The organism is Thalassospira indica (assembly GCF_003403095.1).
GTDB lineage: Bacteria > Pseudomonadota > Alphaproteobacteria > Rhodospirillales > Thalassospiraceae > Thalassospira > Thalassospira indica.
In genome coordinates, this window is record NZ_CP031555.1 from 2,113,575 (window position 1) to 2,135,511 (window position 21,937).

The following is a 21,937-nucleotide window of genomic DNA, read 5'->3' on the forward strand; positions in this document are numbered from 1 at the left end:
TCGAATTATGCTGCGCTACGCTCTCATATCGCTTGGTCTGCATGCTGCATTGTTTATCGTGGCGTGGCTGGGCTTGCCTGATTTGTTTGATGAGACACCGCTGGATTTGCAGTCCATTTCGGTGGAGGTCGTGACGGTGGATGAATTTTCTGCTGCCCCGACCAAGGCGCTGCCCAAGCCCGAGCCGAAAGAGGAACCAAAACCGGCTCCGAAGCCAGAGCCAAAGCCTGAGCCCAAACCGGAACCAAAGCCCGAGCCCAAGCCGCAGCCCAAACCGGAACCAAAACCCGAACCGAAACCGGAGCCGGTACCGGAACCCAAACCGCAGCCGAAGCCGGAACCAGCACCCAAGCCAGAGCCGCTTCCGACCCCGGACGTCACAAAGCAGCCAGAGCCGCAGCCGACTGAACTTGCTGCCGTAAAACCGGCATCCAAGCCGACACCGCCCAAACCGGAACCGGTCAAAAAGCCGGAACCGAAAAAGGAAGAGCCGAAAAAGCGCGATCTTATGAGCGTTCTAAAGGATGTCAGCAAACTGAAGGAAACGGCTCAGGCAACGCCAGAGCCGCAGCAAGAAGAAGCCCCGCAGGAAAATGCCAGCGAGGTTGTGGCAACCCGGCTTGATGCGAACCTGACCATGAGCGAGCTTGATGCGGTCAAACGTCAGATCGAAAAATGCTGGAGTCCGCCAGCCGGGGCCAAGGAAGCCGGCAACTTTGCAGTTGAAATTCATGTCAGCGCAAACCCGGATGGTACGGTCCGTCAGGCACGGATCAGCAACCTAAACGAAATCCAGGGCGATACTTCGCGCCGTACAATTGCGGAAAGCGCCCTGCGAGCAGTGCTAAATCCGCAATGCAGTCCTCTAAAACTGCCGCTGGATAAATACGAAATGTGGCGCACATTCACGTTCAATTTTGACATGCGTGAAATGTTGGGCCTTTAACAAGCAACTTCTTGAACACGCGTGGAAAATAGCGAGGCAGGATGACGATCAAGACCAACGCAATCAAACGATTTTGGGTAAATGGCAGTGTCGCGGCACTGTGCGCCCTTGCCGTTGTCGCTGGCCTGAATGTCGGGTTCATGTCGCCGGCAAAGGCGGAACTCCGGATTGATATTACCCGGGGTGAATTGAAGCCGATGCCAATTGCCGTCACCCGCTTTCCGGGCGAGGGTGTTGCCGAAACCGAGATTGGCCAAAACCTGACACAGGTAATTGCGGCGGATCTCGAACGGTCGGGGCTGTTCTCGCCGATCAATGAAAGGGCATTCATTCAGAGTGCAGCATCATTGGCGGTGAACCCGAACTTTGCTGAGTGGCGGGCCATCAATGCCCAGGCGTTGGTCAATGGTCGTGTTGTGACCGAACCAAACGGCCTGCTGCGTGTGGAATTCCGCCTTTGGGATGTGCTGGCTGAAACCCAGATGTCTGGCGTTGCGTACCGCACGCAGCCAAACAATTGGCGTCGGATCGCACACAAGATCGCCGACGAGATCTACAAGCGTATCACGGGTGAAACCGGCTATTTCGATACGCGCGTTGTCTATGTTTCGGAAACCGGTCCGGCAGATAACCGGAACAAACGGCTGGCCATCATGGATCAGGACGGTGCGAATCACCGGTTCCTCTCTGATGGACGGTTCCTTGTGCTGAACCCGCGGTTTTCTCCGACGGCACAGGAAGTCGTTTATATGTCGTACTTCAACGACAAGCCGCGCGTTTATTTGTTGGATATTGATACCGGCGAGTTGGAATTGCTGGGTGATTTTCCGGGGATGACCTTCGCGCCCCGATTCGCACCAGACGGGAACTCGGTCGTGATGTCGCAGGCACTTGACGGGAACAGTGAAATCTATCGACTGGACCTGCGCACGCGCCAAAAGCAGCAGCTTACGCGCCATCCGGCCGTGGATACTTCGCCTTCCTACTCGCCTGATGGTTCGCGCATTGCGTTCAACTCCGATCGCAGTGGTTCGCAACAACTTTACGTGATGAATGCTGATGGTGGCGGGGTACAGCGTATCAGTTTCGGCGGTGGTTCTTATGCCACGCCGGTCTGGTCGCCACGCGGAGACCTGATCGCATTCACCAAATTACAAGGAGGTCGGTTCTATATCGGTGTCATGCGGCCAGATGGCAGTGGAGAAAGGCAACTGGCTGAGGGGTTCCTCGTCGAGGGACCTACATGGGCACCAAACGGTCGAGTTTTGATGTATCACCGCCAACACCCGTCCAGGGACGGTACCAAGGATCGCTTTCGTTTGTATTCGATTGATCTTACTGGTTATAACGAACGAGAGATCGTTACACCGGCGGATGGGTCGGATCCTGCATGGTCGCCCTTGATTCCCTGATATCTCAAGAGTATAGTCATCGCGAAGCACTGAATGCGATTCGCTTTAATCGCGGGCATTTTCGGTGTCGCGAGACATGGAAAACACCAACCTCGGGCGAATGCGTCCGGTGTTAAGGGGAAAACTTAAATGAAACTTCGTATTCTGAGCGTTTTTGCTGCTGCCGCTCTTCTGGCTGCTTGTGAAACTGCACCTGATAGCACGGCAACCACTGGTGGCGACGGTGCAAGCACTTCTTCCAGCGCCTCGACTTCGACTTCTTTGGCTGAAAGCAGCCCTGAGTGGTTCGCTGTCAACGTTGGTGACCGCGTCTTCTTTGGTTTCGACAAATACGATCTTGCCGGTGAAGCACGTCGCACCCTCGAACTGCAGGCTGCTTGGCTGAAGAAATATCCGCAGTACAAAGTTGTTGTTGAAGGTCATGCCGACGAGCGCGGCACCCGTGAATACAACCTTGCACTCGGCGAACGCCGCGCGAACTCGGTCAAAGATTACCTGATCGCTCTGGGCATCGACCCGTCGCGCATCGAGACCATTTCTTATGGTAAAGAGCGCCCGGTTGCTCTTGGCCATGACGAAGAAAGCTGGGCTAAAAACCGCCGCTCTGTATCGGTTATCCGTTAAGCGCGTGCAGGTGAAAGCCTGACTTGAAGATCAAGGCGCCTGTCCCGTTTGGGGCAGGCGCCTTATTTTTGCCGCCTGAAAATGTTTGAAAGTCACGACAGGTATTTCCATAGTGAACCTTCAAAGACTGAATTGACGAAAAAGGACCCGAAAATGATCCGCGTTCGATCCGCCATTTCGCCAAAGAATCGCAACATCCTGATGGCCCTTGCCGTCGGAGCTGTGTTTGGCATGACATCACTCGGATCCCAACCGGTTCACGCGCAAGACGCCAATATGTCGCGTCAGGTAGAACAACTGCGCAAGGACCTCGATCTTTTGCAACGTTATGTCTATCGCGAAGGCACCGGTGACGCCGCACAGGCCGCTGTTTCGTCTGGTGATGGCGGCGGGTCTGCAACCCCGGCTGCCGCACGCCAACAGGTCCAGATCAGCGCTCTGGAACGCACGACCACCCAACTGACCGGTCAGCTTGAAGAATTCGACTACCGCATTCGCAAGATGGAAGACCGTCTGGAACGTCTGGTGGCCGATATTGATTTCCGCCTCAATCAGCTTGAAAGCGGCGGCGTTGCGACCAGTGGTGCAAATGCCGGTGGGTCAACTGCACCGCTTGCTGCGGGCACGGCCGCACAGGGCGCCAATAACTCTGCCGTCAACAGCGCACCGGCTGCTGCCGGTTCGGGCGAGCCCTTGAATGAGCGCGGCACCCAGCTGTTTGGTGTGATTGAAAGCGAAGGCCAGCCGCCGCAAATTCCAAGCGGGGCAGCCGCATCGAACGCATCTTCACCAACACAGAGTGCTGCGGCAACCACCGGCACGCCTGAAGAACAATATCGCGAGGCCTTTGGCCTTCTGCGCAAACAGGATTTCCAGGCCGCCGAACAGGCGCTGGGCAATTTCGTCAGCAACCATCCCAACGATCCGTTGGCGGGTAACGCGCAATACTGGCTGGGTGAAACCTATTACGTGCGCGGCCAGTATGAAAATGCTGCCATCGCCTTTACCGAAGGTTTCCAGACCTACCCCGACAGCACCAAGGCACCAGACAACCTTCTGAAACTTGGCATGTCGCTGGCCAATCTTGGCAAGAACGAAGATGCCTGCACGGCGTTTGGTCACCTGATCGACAACTTCCCGAACGCCTCGAATGTCGTTCTGGATCGCGCCCGTCAGGAACGCCAGAACCGTGGATGTCCGCAGTAAACCCTGCGTATGACAGACCGATGATCGGCAACCTTACGACATCAGAAAATCAAAATACGGCGTCCGGTGGATCTCCACTGGACGCCGTTGCCTTTGATAGACTGATGATGGCGTTTGCCCCGTTTGAAACCGCCCCTGAAATCCTTGTTGGTGTCTCGGGTGGGGCCGACAGCATGGCACTCACTCTGCTGGCCCATGACTGGTGTCAGGCACAAGGCGGGCGCGTGGTCGCCGTTACGGTTGACCATGGTCTGCGCAAGGCCGCCGCTGACGAGGCCCGCTGGGTCGCAGCCGAACTTGCCCGCCATAACATCGAACACATCACCAAAGACTGGCAGGGAGAAAAGCCAACCGGTGCCGTGCAGGAAAAGGCGCGCCAGGCCCGCTATCAGATTTTTGATGACCTGATGCGTGATACCGGCATTTTCCATCTGTTGGTTGCCCATCATGCCGGCGACCAACACGAAACCATTGCCATGCGCCGCGATCGCGGCACGACCCCGATTGGGCAGGCAGGAATGTCTGCGCGCCGCTACCTGCGACATGGCCGGGTGCTGCGCCCGCTTTTGGGTGTTGCCAAGACTGACTTGGTGGCGACCCTGACGGCACGCGGGCAGGCGTGGATCGAAGATCCTTCCAACATCGACGACAAGTTCGAGCGTGTGCGCGTGCGCAAGGCGTTTGAGGCGGGGGCATCACGCCCGCCCGATATAACCGCCGACGCATCGGCGCGCCGTGAACTTGAAACGGGCATTGGCCGATTGCTGGCCGGGGCGGTGACCCTGCACGCGAGCGGGGTTGCGATCCTTAACCCGGATGTGCTGCTGGATCCGAAAACAGATCGCAACGCCGCGATCCATGCGCTGGGGCAGGTGGTGCGTACAGTGGGGGGTGCCGGATATATGCCTGCGCTTGATAAACTGCGCGGTGCGCTTGATCGCCTTGGTGCGGATAAAACAGCCCGCATCAGTCTGGGCGGCTGCGTCTTGCACGGTCGGAAAGGCGGGATTTGCGTTTATCGCGAATTTGGCCGAATGGCGCAGGATCCGATTGCGTTGGATGGCGAATCACTCACACGATCTTTGGTTGTGCGGTTTGATAATCGCTTTGAATGGCAGCCAGATGACGCTGAACTTTCAGGGCAAACTGGACGTTGGATCGCCCCGCTTGGCCTTTGTGATGTGTTTCACACGAAGTCTTTTCGTGCCGCATTGGGCGAAATTGCACCATTTATTGGTAATTTACCGCGCGCAGCCCTTGCATCCATGCCTGCACTCTACGATAAAGAAGGCTTGTTATCTGTTGGCGGGCTTGAGGTTTCGGAGCTTTCCGACGTACTATCCGCCGCCGGTTGCGGACGGCCTCTGGGCAGGGACCTGATCGCGTCTGGTGGCAGTTGGCAGTTTGCGCCGCAAGTACCTTTGTGGGAAAGTGGTTTCAAATCGTCACCGAAACCCGACAACCTACTTGCGTAAGCGGGGCTTATGACTATTTGATTGTCAGACCCTGCGCAGGAAGTTTTGCGTCACGGCACACACAAATTGCGACCAGTAGCTTGGAATGAATATGGGAAAAAATCTCGCACTGTGGGTTATTATCGCCATCCTTTTGGTGGCGCTGTTTAACCTGTTTCAGTCGCCCTCCGGACGGTCCGGTCAGTCGTCGCTGGCATTTTCGGACTTCCTGGCCGAAGTGGATTCAGGTCAGATTTCCGAAGTCACCATCCAGGGCAACAACCTGACTGCAGAAACGCGCGACGGTCGCTCTGTTAATGTTTACACCCCGGATTATCCGAACCTAGTTGAAAAGCTGAACGACAAGGGCGTGCGCATCATCGCACAGCCTGAAGAAAGCCTGTCTCCGTTGATGAGCGCTTTGATCAGCTGGTTCCCGATGCTTCTGATCATCGGTGTCTGGATCTTCTTCATGCGCCAGATGCAGGGCGGCGGCGGCAAGGCCATGGGCTTTGGCAAGTCCAAGGCCAAGATGCTGACAGAGAAGTCCGGCCGCGTGACCTTCGAAGATGTCGCCGGTATTGAAGAAGCCAAAGGCGAGCTTGAAGAAGTCGTCGACTTCCTGCGCGATCCGCAGAAGTTCCAGCGCCTTGGCGGTAAAATCCCCAAAGGCATGCTGCTTGTCGGTCCTCCGGGTACCGGTAAAACGCTGCTGGCGCGTGCGATTGCCGGTGAAGCAAACGTTCCGTTCTTCACCATCTCGGGTTCTGACTTCGTTGAAATGTTCGTCGGTGTCGGTGCATCGCGTGTGCGTGACATGTTCGAACAGGGCAAGAAAAACGCACCTTGCATCATCTTCATCGATGAAATCGACGCTGTCGGCCGCCATCGTGGTGCCGGTCTTGGCGGCGGTAACGATGAACGCGAACAGACGCTCAACCAGCTCCTCGTCGAGATGGATGGTTTCGAAGCCAACGAAGGTGTGATCCTTGTGGCTGCTACCAACCGTCCGGACGTTCTGGACCCTGCATTGCTGCGTCCGGGTCGTTTCGACCGTCAGGTCGTTGTGCCGAACCCGGATCTGGAAGGCCGTGAACGCATTCTGGGTGTTCATGCGCGTAAAGTCCCGCTGGGTCCGGATGTCGATCTGCGCACGGTTGCACGTGGTACCCCGGGCTTCTCGGGCGCGGATCTGGCAAACCTTGTCAACGAGGCAGCTTTGCTTGCGGCCCGTCTTGGCAAGCGTGTTGTCACCATGGCTGATTTCGAAAACGCCAAGGACAAGGTCATGATGGGGGCTGAACGTCGCTCCATGATCATGACCGATGACGAGAAAAAGCTGACCGCCTATCACGAAGGTGGTCACGCACTGGTCGCACTCCATACGCCTGCGTCTGATCCGATCCACAAGGCCACCATCATCCCGCGCGGTCGCGCACTGGGTATGGTGATGCGTCTGCCGGAACGTGATCAGGTGTCCAAATCCTACGAACAGCTGATTTCCGACCTTGCGGTTGCCATGGGTGGCCGCGTTGCCGAGGAAATCATCTTTGGCAAGGACAAGGTCACCACGGGGGCATCTTCGGACATCAACATGGTGACGCAATATGCGCGCAAGATGGTGACTGAGTGGGGCTTCTCCGACAAGCTCGGGAATGTCAAATACGTTGATAACCAGGAAGAAGTGTTCCTTGGTCACAGCGTTGCCCAGCACAAAAACGTTTCGGAAAAAACAGCACAGCTGATTGACGAAGAAGTCCGTCGTTATTCCGACGAGGCTTATGAATTCGCCAAGCGCGTTCTGACCGAACATCTTGATGACCTGCATAAGCTTGCAAAAGGTCTTCTGGAATATGAAACCCTGTCGGGCAAGGAAATCGACGCGCTGCTGCGTGGCGAGGAAATCAACCGTCCGGGCCATACTTCGGGTGGCGGCAAGGATGCAGGTGGTGGACGTCGCTCTACGGTGCCAAGCACCGGCGGTGCCCGCAAGGATAACCCTGGTGACGGCGGCGGGGACCTTTCCCCGGAACCGCAACCGGGAAGCTAACAGAAAGAGACTGATGGACGAGATCAAACGATCGGTCCTGCGAAGCCCCGCCGATGTGCGGGGCTTTGCCGATTTTGAAGGACCGCTTTACTACGCACCGACCGGTTTCATCGACCATGCCGATGATCCCAATACCTTGCCACTTGCCGGATCACGCCGGGGTTTTTCGGCACTTGAAATCATCCGTCGCCGCGAAGGTGGCGGTGCTGAAAGCATGATCCTGCCGCTGCTTGCCCTTGAAGGCTGGGTGCAAAATAGTGGCCGGGTTGATGAAATCAATGCGGTGCTGGACCGCCTGATGGCCAAACGCCCTGATTATGCCGGGCTTGATATGGCGTCCTGCCATGTGATGGGCATCATAAATGTCACGCCTGACAGCTTTTCCGATGGCGGCGATTACAACACCACCGAACAGTCTGTGGCACGCGCCATGGCGATGATAGAGCAGGGCGCATCGATCATTGATGTCGGCGGCGAATCAACCCGTCCGGGGGCCGATACCGTTTCCGAGGACGAGGAAATCAATCGTGTAGTCCCGGTGATCCGCGAATTGGCATCCAAGGGGCACGTTGTTTCGATCGACACCCGCCATGCGGGCGTGATGGAGGCCGCGATTGAGGCCGGTGCTGCGATCATTAATGACGTTACCGGTCTTGAAGGCGATGAACGCTCGATGGAGGTTGCCGCTGCATCTGGCAAACCGGTGATGCTGATGCATATGCAGGGTGAACCGGGCACCATGCAGGCCGACCCGAAATATGATTGCGCGGTGCTTGATATCTATGACTATCTGCTCGATCGCATCGAAAGCTGCGAGCGGGCGGGTATTTCACGCGATCGCATCTGCATCGATCCGGGCATCGGCTTTGGCAAGACGCTGTCGCACAATCTTGAACTGCTGTCGCGCTTGGCCATTTTCCATGGATTGGGCTGCCCGATCCTGCTGGGAACCTCGCGCAAGTCATTCATCGGCAAGATTGATCCCAAGGCCGACCCGAAGCAGCGTCTGGGTGGTTCAATCGCGTCTGCGGTCAATGGATGGCGTCACGGGGTTCAGATGATCCGCGTGCATGATGTGCCCGAAACCGTGCAGGCGATTTCTGTGGCCAGTTCCACATCTATTGTCTGACGGTGTGTTTGGCGCATCGTCTGCACGTATAGCTTGTAATTTTATCGACATCGTTTAAAACATGGCTCGCAATCGCAAGCAGGCTTGGCTTCTGATCGATTGCGAGCTTTTTTGCGGCAAGTTCGATTCTGGCATTTTCTGACCATTTAAGGTTGATACTTGCAGAATCGGTCCTTTGACCACATACCAATAGGTATCAAACAAAAGTGACATCAAAGTCACAGTTGATGGTTGGACAACAAGCGAACGCGAAGGTCTTTAGATGAACGAGATTGGCGGTCTGACACAGCCGTTCCCTGCTGATGTCAGGTCTGGCTGGAATGCTATGACGCACTGTGTATATGTCGTGGAAGATAACACCGATCTGAACAAGGATCTGTGTGAGTATCTTGAGATGTGCGGTTTCGATGTGGTCGGTTGTGAAACCGGTGCTGCATTTTACCGCGCACTTGCTGCGCGTAAACCTGATGCGGTCATTCTTGATATTATGCTGCCCGACGCGGATGGCTATGAGCTGGCTCAGCATGTCCGCAAAACCGTTGACTGCGGCATCATGATGCTGACCTCGCTTTCGGGAATGGACAATCATCTGACCGGCTATAAATCCGGTGCCGATGTCTATTTGACGAAGGACAGCCCGCTATCGGTGATCGAAGCCGCCCTCAAACCGCTTCTGCGCCGCGCGTCACGCTCAGATAACGAAGCGGCGGCTGAAACGGCAATTCCCGAGGATAGCTGGGTTCTTGATATGCTTAACTGGACCCTGCGCAATCCCCAAGGCAATGAAGCCAAATTGACGGCGACGGAACGCACCATCGTCAAGATCCTGATTGATGCCAATGGGGCGTGGCTGACGCGCCCTGAAATCGTCGAAGCCTTGGGTAAGGCCGACACGGCCGAAAACTGTCGTAATCTGGATACGGCAATCCGTCGCGTGCGTCAGAAAATCATCAAGGAAATCGGTGAAGAACTGCCTGTGCGAACGGCTTACGGTCGCGGCTATGCCTTTACGTCACCCGCCGCCATTGCCGGCGAGGCCGAGGCTTCCTGATCCGTCTGTTTCCCACCCAAATAACGTGCGGCCAGCTACTCGCACGGTAAAAGCAGGCAAAGCTCGATGCTGCGTGCGCCCTTCTGGCGCAGGGTGATCGATCCCCCATGCGCAACGACAATACGTTGCGAAATATGCAGTCCGAGTGCGCGCTGTAGTGACTGGCTTTCCATATCGCGCCTGAACAGCGCATCGGAAATCATGGCGATCTCGTCTTCATCAAGTTCTTCACCGCGGCAGGGGATGCTGATTTCGACCCGCATCTCGGAATGTCGGTGAGTACTGATGTGGATCGGTGCCCCGTGCGCAAAGCGGCGTGATGTTTCAACCAGGTTCGTGATCGCAAGCCCCATCAGGGTTTCGTCGATAAAGACCTCGATACCTGTGGTTCGGCTCAATGCCGCCTGAACTTCCGCACCTTCGCGTGTGGTCTGGGCGACAAATTCCTGAAGAAACCGGTTGATCGGAACTGTCTTGCGCGCAAGTGACAGTTCCTGGGTATCGATACCGTCCTTGGTCAGGAAAATATCGACAAGGCGCGCCAGTTTCTGCGCCTGAAGCTGAATGCGTTGCAAACGTTCAAGAACGTCATCCTTGTGGTTCGTAAGACGCAGCATCAGCATTTCCGATGATCGCTGGATCACGGCAAGCGGCGTTCGGAATTCATGCGACAGCATCGAAATCAGTTTGCGCTGTTCCTCGACCAGCGAGGTGGTTTCTTCTGCCTTGCGCACGACAGTGACCCGTTCCTTGTCCATGCGCGACAACCGCATCGTCATGATGATGCCCATCCCGACAAGGTGGAACATCAAGGTGTAGCTGTGCAGTTCCAGACGCAATCTGGTCGCATCGATCACCCCCGAAAGGGCAAGCTGGATCATGATCGCCGCTCCGGTCGGGACGGCCAGAACCACAAGGAACGCCCAGTAACGCGGGTTGTGGATGTCTTCAAACGCCCGTTTGATCAGAATTGCGCACATCGTGGCCATAAAGACCGAATGGCTTGGCACGATATAGGTGCCAAAGACGGTGTACAGATCGGTGGTCGCCCCGGCCGCAAAGGCCAGAACGAAAAACCCGTACGCGCAACATATCTTGTAGGCCAAAGGATACTTCTTTTTGGCGTCAATGATGTAGAGCCACAGGAACACCGTAACGCCATAGGTAACGATGTTGGCTGTTCCCAACAAAAAGTCATTCAGCCACGGTATTTCCGGTCGTAGTTCGCTTAAGACCACGCCATTGACGACGGCCGCTGTGACACCGATTGCTAGGACCCAGATGCTGTACAAAACGACAATCCGATCCCGGGCAATCAGACCAAGCGCCAGATAGGCTAACCCCAATGCCAGAATGAAGCCAAAGAAAACATTCGACGCCAGATCACGGAAGGACAGCGAGGAAACCAGGTCGGTTGCCGGCCAAAGTGTCATCCAGATCAGATTGGCGCTATTGCTTTGCGACCGGACATAAAGGCGATAGTCGCCCGGCTCCATCAGGGGCAGGGCGGCAATATGTGTTCGTCCGCCATATTGGCGTGCGCTGGCGGGGACATGATCGCCAAGACGGGTATGCCAGACCGGATCACCCAGTCCATCGGGCACCAGAAACACATCAATGAAATTCAGATAGTTCGGCCCGATTTCAAGCAGGGCACGTTTCGTCATGTCATTGCTGATGGTGAGATCAAGCTGATGCCAGATCACATCGCGGGTATACCCAAAGGACGGTATGGCAGGTGACTGCTGAAAGGCTGCATCTGGCAGGGCCTGGATCTCTTCAAAGCCAAGTTTGCGTGTGGTGTCGGCAAAGGACGCAACAAACCGGGTGATCTCAATCGGTTCTGTGACATTGCCCGGCAGAACCAGATGATCCTCATCACCATCCGGCATCACCGAAGATTGCGCGTTTGCACCGTGCCATGGCATCAAAACCATGGTTGCAATGATGAGCAACACCAATGCCGCCGCCAAAGCTACAGCGGGCAGGGAATGTGTCATTGGCGAAGTGAACAGCGGCGATCTGATCGTCATGGCCGGTCCCCTTCATGGGACGTCTCGGTATAGCCAAGTGGGAAGCCAGCCCTGTTTTCATTGTTCCTCAGTACCGTCATGTCGCGGTCATAGGGCAGTTTGATCAGGATTGTTGTTCCGCCTTCTTCGCCAACACTAACCGACAGGGATCCGTCATGGGCCTCGATGATGCGTTTGGTCAGATGCAATCCAAGCCCGACCCCCTGGATTTTGACCGAATCCCGTCCGCGGTAAAAGGCGTTCAAAACATTCTGCAGATCGTCGGCGGCAATGCCCGGGCCTTCATCAACGACCCGGATATAGACATAGCCATTGGCAGCCCTTTCGGCTGAAATCCAGACGGCAGCACCCGGCGCATATTTTCGCGCATTCTCGATCAGGTTGATCAGCGCACGTTCCATCAGGATCCGGTCAATCTCGACGATCACAACATCGCTTTGAATCAGGCTGATATTCTGGCCGGGGACCTCGCGTTGGCGCTGTGCGATCAAATCGCGCAGAAACGCATCGATGGCAACAGCCTCACGCGTGGTGGTGAATGTCGCGCTATCAAGGGTTTCCTTGGTCAGGAACGCATCGACAAGGCCCGAAAGCTGCCGGGCATTGGACTGGATCGTCGACAGCCGGTTCAAAACGCTTTCAGGTTCCTTTTGCAAATGTAGTCCGAGGATTTCAGCAGACCGCTGAATGATCGCAAGCGGGGTTCGGAATTCATGTGACAGCATGGTGATAAAGGTACGCTGTTCACTGGCAAGCTGGTCGGCCCGCTGGCCGGAGGCAAGGGCATCAACACGCCGGTTGATCACGCCATAGGTGCGATAGGCCATGGCGATGGCGACCAGCACAAGCTGAATAAACGAACTGAGGGCAAAGATGCTTGTGGTAAATCCGTTGACCGGCAACCACCCGATCAGCAGCAGCAAATGCGCCATCGCCCCGATGGTCGGAACACCAAGCGCGACCATCAAATAACTCATCTGGAATGTGTGCTTCTGGCGATATCCGCGATACATCAGATTGATCAGCAAAACCGCAAGCAGGAATATCTGAGGCCCGAAAAACACTTTGGCATACAGGATATACCAGTCCGATGTGGCGGTCAGAAAACCTGCCATCGCCAGAAACGAATACCCGATCATGATCCTAAACAGCGGCCGGTTCTCGCGATCAAGACGGGTCATATAGCTCCACATCATGATGCTTGTACCAAGCGCAAACGCCGTTCCGGTTCCCGTCACGAAGTCCGAGGCCAACGACCATAACGGTTTGAAAATCAGTTGGGCATAGCCCGTCACCCCGAACGAAATCAGAAATAGCGAAAAGATATAACCCGAATACCAAAGAACAGACCGATCCCCCGACATCACGCCAAACGCGAAATAAATCCCGAATGCAAGAAGCAGAACACCAAGGGTTGCCCCCTTGATGAAACTGTTGCTGCCAGATTTGGTAATCAGCGCCGTATCGGGCAGGAGTTCGGCCTCAAAGACATGCGCGCTGTTGGTATGGACCGCGATAACCAGCCAATATTCGCCAAGTGACAGTTTCGGCCATTCGGCAACGTGCGAAAGATTTTGCAGGCCACCCTTGGCTCTTGGAATTCGGTCGCCGAGATGTTCCTGCCAGATGATCTGGCGCGCGTCATTTGACAGGATGCTAATCTCGATATCATTCAGATACACATGTCCGATATCGATAAAGGCGCTTCTTCCCGTTCGTCCGGGCTGATCAACGATTTTGACCGGCGCGCGATACCAGATGGTGCGATCTGTATAGCCCGGACCGCGTGCCTCAAGGACAGAGGCGAATTCAGATTCGGCAATCGACGGGATTTTGAATGTGCTTTCCACTTTGCGGTCTGTCACCAACCGCGTCAGATAGCGGTTCAGATTGATAACTTCCGCAGGTCCGCTGGGCGGCAGGACGAGTGTTTTGGCAACCTCATGCGCAGCAATTTTGGGTCCGTAAACGGCAAAAATGCCGGACGCGGTCACAATCAACATCGCAAAAAGAAACATATTCAAGCGGATGCTGCGCAAAATTCCCCCGGTTTCAGCCCCTTCATCTTGTGATAGCGGGTTTTTGACCGAAGGTCATCGCTTTTATCCGAATATCGCCGTGTTTGCCTGTTAACGGATTGATTGCCAGTTTGGCACTAGAATAGGCGCTGAAATATGCCGATTGCCGGTGGCATTGCGCCGCCACTTTGATATAACCGGCAGTCAGAATGAATTGACCGGGCATAATGCCCGCAAAGCAAGCAGAGACACAGAATATGAGCCGCAAGTATTTTGGCACCGATGGCATTCGCGGAACTGCCAATACAGCGCCGATGACCGCAGAAGTCGCCCTGAAAGTCGGGATGGCTGCCGGCCATTATTTCACCCGTGGTGATCACCGCCACAAGGTCGTGATTGGCAAGGATACCCGACTGTCGGGCTACATGCTTGAACCCGCCCTTGTTGCCGGTTTCACCTCGATGGGGATGGATGTCATGCTGGTCGGCCCAATGCCGACCCCGGCGGTCGCCATGCTGACCAAATCGATGCGCGCTGATATCGGTGTGATGATCTCGGCCTCCCACAACCCGTTCCAGGATAACGGCATCAAGCTGTTTGGCCCGGATGGCTTCAAGCTGTCGGACGAGGTCGAACTTGAAATCGAAGCCCTGATGGAAAGCGATCTTTCGGGCAAACTGGTGCCGGCCAATGCGCTGGGCCGTGCCAAACGCATTGATGATGCGCCCGGCCGTTATATCGAGGCCGTCAAATCATCCCTGCCGGGCACCGTCACGCTTGAAGGTCTGCGCATCGTGCTTGATTGCGCCCATGGTGCCGGCTATTCCGTTGCGCCCAAGGTTCTGCGTGAACTGGGTGCCGACGTAATTGAAATCGGCACCAGCCCGAATGGTCTGAACATCAATGATCAGTGCGGGTCGACCTACACCAAAACCATGTGTGACCGGGTTCTGGCCGAAAAGGCCGATGTCGGGATTGCCCTTGATGGCGATGCCGACCGCGTCCAGATGTGTGATGAAAAGGGACATCTGATCGACGGTGACCAGTTGATGGGCCTTGTCGTAACCCACTGGAAACGCACCGGTCAGCTGCGCGGTAACGCGCTGGTCGCAACCGTGATGTCGAACCTTGGTCTTGAACGCTACCTTGAAAGCAACGATGTCCGTCTGATCCGCACCAAGGTTGGTGATCGCTATGTTGTCGAACAGATGCGCGCCCTTGATTGCAATGTCGGCGGTGAACAGTCGGGCCATATCGTGCTGTCCGACTTCGCATCGACCGGAGATGGCCTGTTGGCAGCCCTTCAGGTGCTGGCCGTCCTTGCCAGCCGCGAAGGCCCGGTGTCTGAACTCAGCCGCGTGTTCGAACCGCTGCCGCAGATCCTGAAAAATGTGCGCTACAGTGCCGGTTCTGATCCGTTGGCGCAAAGCAGCGTCATCGAAGCCATATCCCTGGCAGAACGGGCCTTTAACGGTGACGGTCGTATCCTGATCCGTAAATCTGGCACCGAACCGCTGATCCGTGTGATGGCCGAAGGCGATGACGCGATTAAGGTCGAACAGATCGTTGATGGCATCGTTGCCGAAATCACCGCTGTTGCCGGTTAACCGGTCATTGTGACGAAAACCTGATATCTGCAGGATAAGGAAGGGTCGTATGAAGGGTCGTGTCTTGATTATTGCCGGGTCGGATTGTTCCGGTGGGGCCGGAATTCAGGCCGATATCAAATCGGTGACGGCCCTTGGCGGCTATGCTGCAACTGCGATAACGGCCCTCACGGTGCAAAATACCACCGGAGTCTTCGATGTTCTTGGCATCGATCCCGACATGATCGTCCATCAGGCCACCGTGACGATTGATGATATTGGCGCGGATGCGCTTAAAACCGGGATGCTGCATTCGGTGCCGGTCATTACCGCCGTGGCGGAATTCATCAAATCAAAGGCTGCTGGTATTCCGGTCGTTGTAGACCCGGTGATGGTGTCGCAAAGCGGTTCACGCCTGCTTCAGGAAGACGCGGTAGAGGCCCTTATCACCCATATGGTGCCGCTTGCGACCGTGCTGACACCAAATATTCCAGAGGCCGAAGTATTATCAGGTATGAAAATCACCAGCGAAGCTGATATGATTGCTGCAGCGCACAAAATTGGTGATCTCGGTTGCGAGGCTGTCCTGATCAAAGGTGGTCACGCCGACGGGGACAAAATCGTCGATATCTTGTGGCGCCGGGATCGCGATATCGAAGGTTTCGAAGATACGCGCATTCCGTCTGAGAATAATCATGGTACGGGCTGCTCGCTTGCAAGTGCCATTGCAACCGGGCTGGCTCAGGGCATGGGATTAAGTGATTCCGTTGCCCGTGCGCGGGCATATGTCCGTGAAGCCATCCGAACCGCACCGGACTTTGGCAAAGGAAACGGTCCGCTAAACCATGCGCATCCTGTGACCGGTTAGTAAAATGAAGACAATAGAGATCAAGGATTTTACCCACTTTCTCGAGGAGGTAAGGTCTCATTCCACTTGGACTTGGTCACTATTCCGTGGTCAAGCAGACTTAGAATGGTCACTGAAGCCTAAGCTGGCTAGGACAGCATTCGGTAGCCGCTCCGAACGAGAACTGTTCGATGCTTGGAAGAGGCGAGCTCGCGAATTCGTACCTCTTTTACCTGCGAACGACTGGGAGTGGCTTATGCTTGCCCAGCATCATGGATTGCCAACTAGGCTTCTTGACTGGACCCAAAACCCTCTCGTCGCCGGCTTTTTTGCTTGTAAGGATCATCCGACTAAAGACGCTGCTATTTGGATGCATCGTCCACAGAAAATTCTCAGTCCGAAAGCAATAGAAAAGAATCCGTTTGAAATCTCAGAAGTCTGCCTGTTAAGGCCATCGAGCGTTAGCCCTCGAGTGGCCTCGCAATCAGGGATGTTCACAGTGCATGGTCAGCGATGCTGGGACTTGCTCGACAGCACAAAATCGGAAACGATCAAGTATCAAATAGACTCTAAGCTCAAAACTCAGTTTATGGATGAACTGTCTTTTCTTGGGGTCAATTATGCAAAGGTGTTTCCAGATTTGGATGGTTTAGCTCGACAGCTAACTTGGGTGTGCGAGCGCGGTGATGATTTGGAGCGAGAGATTACTTAACGCTTGATATTTGGCGTGTCTGTTGAACGAATACTGAGCAAGAGTTTATCGATGAAGGCGACAGTGAGTATCGGGTTTTATACCGATTAAATGGTTGGTTACGGTTTTGAGCGCTAGGTGCTAAATGAATACAAGAATGCTGCGCCGTGCGATTCTGGCTGGCGGGATCGCCGTTCTGGCCGTCGTCAGTTTCGGCAACCCGCACCGTCATGTTGCCGACCTTTTCTGGCCGGGTGATGCCGCACCCTGGGAACATGTCACTGCGGTCTATGTCCCCGATGTCGACCAACCTACCCGGGTCAAGATATCCGAGGCCACCTATGACGATCTTGCAGCCTGCCGCGATCACGTAATGGAACAGGCGGCCGCGCAGGGCGACCCAAACCTTGAAAAGGGTCGCTTTGAATGCGCCATCGGATTTTATGCCGACAAGGATGATGGCACGGGCGGCGAATACCGCCTGATCGTCAAGTAAGTAATCAGTTGTCCTGTTTGTTCGAAGGCTAAAGCACGTACCAAAGCAATGCGGGCAGGGCGATGGCAGCCAGGAAGCTTGAACTGATCACCACACCGGCGACTTCTTCCGGCTCGCGGTTATAAAGCTGCGCAAACAGGTAGCAGAACACAGCCACCGGCATCGAACATTGCAATATCACAACGCCGCGTTCCATGCCGGTCAGTCCCATGACTTCCGACAGACCCAAACCAACCCCGAAACCCATACCAAGGCGCAGCACACTCAATGCCGTGCTGCGTGCAAGGCTGACCGGGCGTAGTTTGGCGAGTGATACACCAAGGGTAAACAGCATCAACGGAATGGTCAGTTGCCCGATCAGGTTGGTGGTGTTGTAAAGCCATTCGGGCACCGGCGTTTCAGTGGCAAGGAACCCCGTGGCAATCAGGGTTGCCGGAATGATCGGCATCTTGGCAAGCGACTTGATCGAAAAGCTGCCCGATACGAACGCAACACCGATGGTCAACTGGATCACGACATAGGCGGCAAAGAACGCCACCGAAAGCGCCAAGCCTTCCTGCCCATAGGCCAGCATACACAGCGGCAAGCCAACGTTGCCGACATTTGGCCAGGTCAGCGATTGCAGATAAGTGCGCGGCGACAGGTTAAAGACCTTAAGCACCGGCCAGCCGATCAGGGCAAAGATCACATTGGCTGCAAGGGCGGCTGTCCCCATCAGAACCAGCGTATCACCGCCTAGCTCCACCGTCGCAAGGGCGGCAAAGGTCAGACAGGGTGTCGCGAAATAGGTGACGATGGATGTGACAAGGTTGGTGTCAAAATGTTTGCCAGCACGGGCCCAGAAATATCCCAGTCCGGTGGTGATGAAAACCGGGGCCAAAATCGCAAAAATATCGGCAAACATAGAACGTTATTCCTTGAAGATCTTTTTATCGTGGCGCGTGACTTGAAGCGAAATTGTCACGTCTTTCAGTTGCTCTGCAAGTGAATAATGGTAATACCAATTTCTTTTCCGCACCCCGGAAAAAGGTTTGAGGCTTGTGAAGTCTTGCTTTTGCAAATGCCTTTGCGCCATTGTGGGCGAAACCCGACCATGCAAAAGGCCCCTTGATGACCGGTTCTTCGAACGAAACTGTGAAGCGTCACCTGATTGATCCGGCGCCGCGCTTTCGCGATCAACGCAACCCGGTTCCGGCTGTCTTTCTGGATCGGGACGGGGTGATTAACGAGGAAGTCCACTACCTGTCAGATGTTGCCGATCTTAAACTGATCAACGGCACGGCAGAGGCGATCAAACGCCTCAATGATGCAGGCATCCCGGTGATTGTCGTCACCAACCAGTCTGGTGTCGCGCGGGGCTATCTCACCGAAGACCAGCTTTTTGAAATCCACAAGGCATTGGTTGCCATGCTTGCCGATCACAAGGCATCGGTGCAGGGCATCTATTATTCGCCCTATCATCCAAGCGGGCAGGGCGATTATCGCCGCGAAAGTACGTGTCGCAAACCAGAACCCGGCATGCTTCTGGCTGCAAGTGACGAGTTTGCCATCAACCTCTCTGAAAGCGTCCTGATCGGTGATCGCATCAATGATATCCGTGCCGGGCACGCGGCGGGCACAAAGGCCATCATCGTCAGAACCGGCCACGGCGCAAAGGAAGCCATCCTGCCCGAGGCCCGGGAGGCAGATTTTATTGCCGATGATCTGGCTATGGCGGTTGATCACATCCTGACCAAGCGGCAATAGGGCGCGTTTCAGGCAGGCCGTGGCTAACCATTGCCAAGACAAAAGTTCTGCCACATCTCCCGACAGGCTTCTTCGAACTCGGCTGCGACAGCAGGCGCGTGGAAGGCACGGCTGCCCCGGATGCGATCGCGCATGTTTTCGCGAATGCTGGCCAGCGCCTTAAGGTCGGATGCCAGCATGATGCACTTGTCGACATAGCCCTTTTCGGTTTCGGCACATAGCGCGCCAAGCCCGATATCGCTTAGAACCGCAAGGCCAAGCCGTGATCCCGGCCGATCATCGGCCAGCGACACGAACGGAATGCCAAACCAAAGCATCTCGTAATAGTTTTCAAGGCTGATGGCCGGAAATGGCGCCAGCCCGATATCAATCTGGGCATAAAGGGCTGGTCGATCCTGGGGCTTTACCTTGCCCGCCAGATCAAGCCGGTCGCGCTTGATCCCGGCCTGCCGGGTACGATCAAGGAACGTTTTGGCGGCATAGGAATCTTCAAGCACGTCATCCTGAATGACGATGCGGCTGTTGCTGACCTTGTTTAATATCCGCGCAAAGCAGTTCAGTGTTTCATTGCTGATATTGGCCAACCGATCAATGCAGCCAAACCGAATGATCTCTTCGCCGACGGCTGCCGGAAGGGGTGCCAATGGCAAGGCATCGTCAAGTTCCGCCGGAAGGTATGGGCCAAGTGCTAGCGGATAGGGACGCTCGGCAAACATCTTGTTTTCGGCAAGTCCGCCGCCAAACACTTCCTTGTGCCCGATAAGGTAATCCATCTCGGCCATGCCGGTGGTGATCGCAGACAGGCTGGCTTGCACCGGGGCGGCCTTAAGGGCAAACACCTCAATCGGTTGGGTTGGATGAACGCCACAGACATCAATCAGGATATCGACCTTGTCCTTGCGAATGCGATCGGCAATCTGCATCGGATCCTGCCCGCACACTTCGCGCCAGCCATCGGCCATCACCTGCCATTGCCGTGTGACGTCATCAGGCCGCGGGGTCGCGGAATACAGGAACAGCTCGATCTCATGCCGGTTCAGGTGGCGGGCAAGTGCACTCAAAAGGCTGGATGATGCATGCTTGCAAAAGAACGGCGAGAGCCATCCAATACGAAGCCGCTTGTCGGATTGTCGGGTGTTGGCAAAGGCCGGTTTGGCGGCAATCGGCATATGATGCTTGGCCCATGCCTTGGCGGCCTTGCTATGGGTGGCCCCATCGGTTGTGCCAAGCTTCGCACGCGTCCGGATCAGAAGCGCATCGGCCGTGGCGTTGTCCAGTGATGTCTCTATCAGGATATCAAGTGTCTTGATTGTGCTATCAAGGTCGCCACAGCGCAGCGTGATATCGGCCAGAACCAGATCAATCTCAACGGTGTCCTTGGTCAGGCGGCGCGCGGTCTTTAAAATCGCGATCGCCTTGGCATATTGCCCTTGATGCGCCAGTGACTGCCCCAGCCCGCGAAGGCCCGGAACGTATTTGGCATCGATGCTTAGTGCTCGCTGATAAAGGTTCTGTGCCAGTTCCGGATAACCAAGACGCAGGAAGGCCGACCCCACCCGGCAAATCAGTTCCGGGGAAATGCCCGCGGCCTCGGCGGCATGTTCAAGCGATTTAAGGGCGGCTTCTTCCTGTCCCAGATCATGCAAGGTCTGCCCGAACAGCAGCAATCCCTCATAATGATTTGGCTTCAGGCCAAGCAACCGGCCCAAAAGATCCATCGCCTGACCCAAATGGCCGCGCGGAATTTCAAGCCGTGCCAGATGATAAAGGGCGGTGGGGAAATCCCCGTGGTAACTCAATGCCTGCTTGAACTGATCAATCGCCTTGTCAATCTGACCCGAACTTTCCAGCGCAATCGCATAGTTACACCGGACCGCCGGGTTGGCGGCAAAACTTGTCAGGCAGTTTTCAAAAAGTTCAAGCGCCTCGCCATGGCGGCCAAGGCCAGTCAGAAGGGTGGCAAGAAGGTGCTCCGCCTCCGCATTGCCCGGTGACATGGCCAATGCCGCGCGATAGATTTTCTCGGCTTCTTCGGGGCGATTGCCCTCATGCGCAGTCAGTCCGCGACGCAACAGTGTCTTGAGTTGGTCGGACATGGGGTTGCGGATCTCCACCTGATGGTCTGGATAAGGGCCTCGGCCCAAGCAGTCTTGCCTGACATTAAAGGGTTCAGCCCGTCCTTTAAAGCATGCAGTTACCAGATCGCGGATTACCGCCTGAAATGCAGGTAAAAAAGAACCCCGAACCTGTATGAGGGTCCGGGGTCAGAATGGGAGTGGGAGAATCGCCTGGCGGCGATAATCCCCCATACGATATGTGTTGTTTGGTTAGAGGTCGCCTATTCAATGGAATAGTTTTCCGGGTATTTGGGATAGGTCGCATGGTCAATCGTCGCAAAACCTGTGAACTGGCTCACAAAATTGCACGCTGACACTGGTGGATGGGCGTTTTCAGGCAAACTCTGAGGATAGAAAGCGCTGCCAAAAACGCGTTCGCAGTTCGCGGGCAAAGTGATGCGCGTGTAGCAATCGTACCAAATGACGGATTTTGGCGAAATTTTCGGGCAAAAAACTGTCAAAGCGCGCGAATACTGTGCTAGAACGCACCTATATACAAAGGGCATCGGGGATGCTGACCCCGTACCCGAA

At 55.4% G+C, this 21,937-nt stretch carries 17 protein-coding genes; 13 read left to right on the forward strand and 4 right to left on the reverse strand.

Annotated elements, in window-relative coordinates; translation table 11 throughout:
• The first annotated feature begins 7 nt into the window (after window positions 1-7).
• From DY252_RS09995 to DY252_RS10030, 8 genes are all read left to right on the forward strand, one after another.
• Complete coding sequence (locus tag DY252_RS09995) at window positions 8-946, forward strand: energy transducer TonB (RefSeq protein WP_064790166.1); 939 nt, start codon at window positions 8-10, stop codon at window positions 944-946.
• Window positions 947-987: 41 nt separating this feature from the next.
• Window positions 988-2,358: a Tol-Pal system beta propeller repeat protein TolB gene (tolB, locus tag DY252_RS10000; protein ID WP_064790167.1), complete on the forward strand. Its 1,371-nt coding sequence runs from the start codon at window positions 988-990 to the stop codon at window positions 2,356-2,358.
• A 129-nt stretch (window positions 2,359-2,487) separates the two neighbouring features.
• Window positions 2,488-2,982 carry a peptidoglycan-associated lipoprotein Pal gene (gene pal, locus DY252_RS10005; RefSeq protein ID WP_008891382.1) on the forward strand — a complete coding sequence of 165 codons (495 nt, stop codon included), beginning with the start codon at window positions 2,488-2,490 and terminating at the stop codon, window positions 2,980-2,982.
• 153 nt (window positions 2,983-3,135) lie between these two features.
• Window positions 3,136-4,188 (forward strand): tol-pal system protein YbgF, encoded by a 1,053-nt coding sequence (gene ybgF / locus DY252_RS10010; protein WP_064790229.1) that lies wholly within the window; start codon window positions 3,136-3,138, stop codon window positions 4,186-4,188.
• Between the two features lie 104 nt (window positions 4,189-4,292).
• The gene (gene tilS / locus DY252_RS10015) at window positions 4,293-5,663 is read left to right on the forward strand and encodes a tRNA lysidine(34) synthetase TilS (RefSeq protein WP_165374903.1); all 1,371 of its coding nucleotides are present in this window, start codon (window positions 4,293-4,295) and stop codon (window positions 5,661-5,663) included.
• 85 nt (window positions 5,664-5,748) lie between these two features.
• A complete protein-coding gene (gene ftsH / locus DY252_RS10020; protein ID WP_064790171.1) occupies window positions 5,749-7,692 on the forward strand; it encodes an ATP-dependent zinc metalloprotease FtsH in 1,944 nt (647 codons plus the stop codon).
• A gap of 13 nt (window positions 7,693-7,705) precedes the next feature.
• The gene (gene folP / locus DY252_RS10025) at window positions 7,706-8,821 is read left to right on the forward strand and encodes a dihydropteroate synthase (protein ID WP_008891386.1); all 1,116 of its coding nucleotides are present in this window, start codon (window positions 7,706-7,708) and stop codon (window positions 8,819-8,821) included.
• 262 nt (window positions 8,822-9,083) lie between these two features.
• The gene (locus tag DY252_RS10030) at window positions 9,084-9,872 is read left to right on the forward strand and encodes a response regulator transcription factor (RefSeq protein ID WP_064790174.1); all 789 of its coding nucleotides are present in this window, start codon (window positions 9,084-9,086) and stop codon (window positions 9,870-9,872) included.
• 35 nt (window positions 9,873-9,907) lie between these two features.
• On the opposite strand, the gene DY252_RS10035 is transcribed toward DY252_RS10030, so the two are convergent.
• Window positions 9,908-11,905: a sensor histidine kinase gene (locus tag DY252_RS10035; protein WP_082923588.1), complete on the reverse strand. Its 1,998-nt coding sequence runs from the start codon at window positions 11,903-11,905 to the stop codon at window positions 9,908-9,910.
• Window positions 11,902-13,923 (reverse strand): sensor histidine kinase, encoded by a 2,022-nt coding sequence (locus DY252_RS10040; protein WP_064790177.1) that lies wholly within the window; start codon window positions 13,921-13,923, stop codon window positions 11,902-11,904. The genes DY252_RS10035 and DY252_RS10040 overlap by 4 nt, the downstream gene beginning before the upstream one ends.
• 257 nt (window positions 13,924-14,180) lie before the next feature.
• Here DY252_RS10040 and glmM point away from each other — a divergent pair, with 257 nt between their 5' ends.
• The 4 genes from glmM (at window position 14,181) to DY252_RS10060 (ending at window position 17,543) form a co-directional block, all read left to right on the forward strand.
• Window positions 14,181-15,530: a phosphoglucosamine mutase gene (gene glmM / locus DY252_RS10045; protein WP_063087195.1), complete on the forward strand. Its 1,350-nt coding sequence runs from the start codon at window positions 14,181-14,183 to the stop codon at window positions 15,528-15,530.
• A 49-nt stretch (window positions 15,531-15,579) separates the two neighbouring features.
• Window positions 15,580-16,377: a bifunctional hydroxymethylpyrimidine kinase/phosphomethylpyrimidine kinase gene (gene thiD / locus DY252_RS10050; protein ID WP_064790179.1), complete on the forward strand. Its 798-nt coding sequence runs from the start codon at window positions 15,580-15,582 to the stop codon at window positions 16,375-16,377.
• A gap of 4 nt (window positions 16,378-16,381) precedes the next feature.
• A complete protein-coding gene (locus DY252_RS10055) occupies window positions 16,382-17,068 on the forward strand; it encodes an FRG domain-containing protein (protein WP_064790180.1) in 687 nt (228 codons plus the stop codon).
• 124 nt (window positions 17,069-17,192) lie between these two features.
• On the forward strand, window positions 17,193-17,543 hold the full coding sequence (locus DY252_RS10060) for a hypothetical protein (RefSeq protein WP_129542711.1): 351 nt from the start codon (window positions 17,193-17,195) through the stop codon (window positions 17,541-17,543).
• Between the two features lie 28 nt (window positions 17,544-17,571).
• On the opposite strand, the gene DY252_RS10065 is transcribed toward DY252_RS10060, so the two are convergent.
• Window positions 17,572-18,447: an AEC family transporter gene (locus DY252_RS10065; protein ID WP_064790184.1), complete on the reverse strand. Its 876-nt coding sequence runs from the start codon at window positions 18,445-18,447 to the stop codon at window positions 17,572-17,574.
• 206 nt (window positions 18,448-18,653) lie between these two features.
• On the opposite strand from DY252_RS10065, the gene DY252_RS10070 reads away from it, so the two are divergent.
• Window positions 18,654-19,289, forward strand: a complete 636-nt coding sequence (locus DY252_RS10070) for a D-glycero-alpha-D-manno-heptose-1,7-bisphosphate 7-phosphatase (protein ID WP_064790186.1) — start codon at window positions 18,654-18,656, stop codon at window positions 19,287-19,289.
• Between the two features lie 23 nt (window positions 19,290-19,312).
• Here DY252_RS10070 and DY252_RS10075 read toward each other — a convergent pair whose 3' ends face one another.
• Window positions 19,313-21,385, reverse strand: a complete 2,073-nt coding sequence (locus DY252_RS10075; RefSeq protein ID WP_064790188.1) for a tetratricopeptide repeat protein — start codon at window positions 21,383-21,385, stop codon at window positions 19,313-19,315.
• Window positions 21,386-21,937: the final 552 nt, after the last annotated feature.

Coding starts and splice junctions, on each gene's coding strand:
- DY252_RS09995 (WP_064790166.1), top strand. CDS start 8: ATGCTGCGCTACGCTCTCATATCGCTTGGTCTGCATGCTGCATTGTTT.
- tolB (WP_064790167.1), top strand. CDS start 988: ATGACGATCAAGACCAACGCAATCAAACGATTTTGGGTAAATGGCAGT.
- pal (WP_008891382.1), top strand. CDS start 2,488: ATGAAACTTCGTATTCTGAGCGTTTTTGCTGCTGCCGCTCTTCTGGCT.
- ybgF (WP_064790229.1), top strand. CDS start 3,136: ATGATCCGCGTTCGATCCGCCATTTCGCCAAAGAATCGCAACATCCTG.
- tilS (WP_165374903.1), top strand. CDS start 4,293: ATGATGGCGTTTGCCCCGTTTGAAACCGCCCCTGAAATCCTTGTTGGT.
- ftsH (WP_064790171.1), top strand. CDS start 5,749: ATGAATATGGGAAAAAATCTCGCACTGTGGGTTATTATCGCCATCCTT.
- folP (WP_008891386.1), top strand. CDS start 7,706: ATGGACGAGATCAAACGATCGGTCCTGCGAAGCCCCGCCGATGTGCGG.
- DY252_RS10030 (WP_064790174.1), top strand. CDS start 9,084: ATGAACGAGATTGGCGGTCTGACACAGCCGTTCCCTGCTGATGTCAGG.
- DY252_RS10035 (WP_082923588.1), bottom strand. CDS start 11,905: ATGACGATCAGATCGCCGCTGTTCACTTCGCCAATGACACATTCCCTG.
- DY252_RS10040 (WP_064790177.1), bottom strand. CDS start 13,923: ATGTTTCTTTTTGCGATGTTGATTGTGACCGCGTCCGGCATTTTTGCC.
- glmM (WP_063087195.1), top strand. CDS start 14,181: ATGAGCCGCAAGTATTTTGGCACCGATGGCATTCGCGGAACTGCCAAT.
- thiD (WP_064790179.1), top strand. CDS start 15,580: ATGAAGGGTCGTGTCTTGATTATTGCCGGGTCGGATTGTTCCGGTGGG.
- DY252_RS10055 (WP_064790180.1), top strand. CDS start 16,382: ATGAAGACAATAGAGATCAAGGATTTTACCCACTTTCTCGAGGAGGTA.
- DY252_RS10060 (WP_129542711.1), top strand. CDS start 17,193: ATGAATACAAGAATGCTGCGCCGTGCGATTCTGGCTGGCGGGATCGCC.
- DY252_RS10065 (WP_064790184.1), bottom strand. CDS start 18,447: ATGTTTGCCGATATTTTTGCGATTTTGGCCCCGGTTTTCATCACCACC.
- DY252_RS10070 (WP_064790186.1), top strand. CDS start 18,654: ATGACCGGTTCTTCGAACGAAACTGTGAAGCGTCACCTGATTGATCCG.
- DY252_RS10075 (WP_064790188.1), bottom strand. CDS start 21,385: ATGTCCGACCAACTCAAGACACTGTTGCGTCGCGGACTGACTGCGCAT.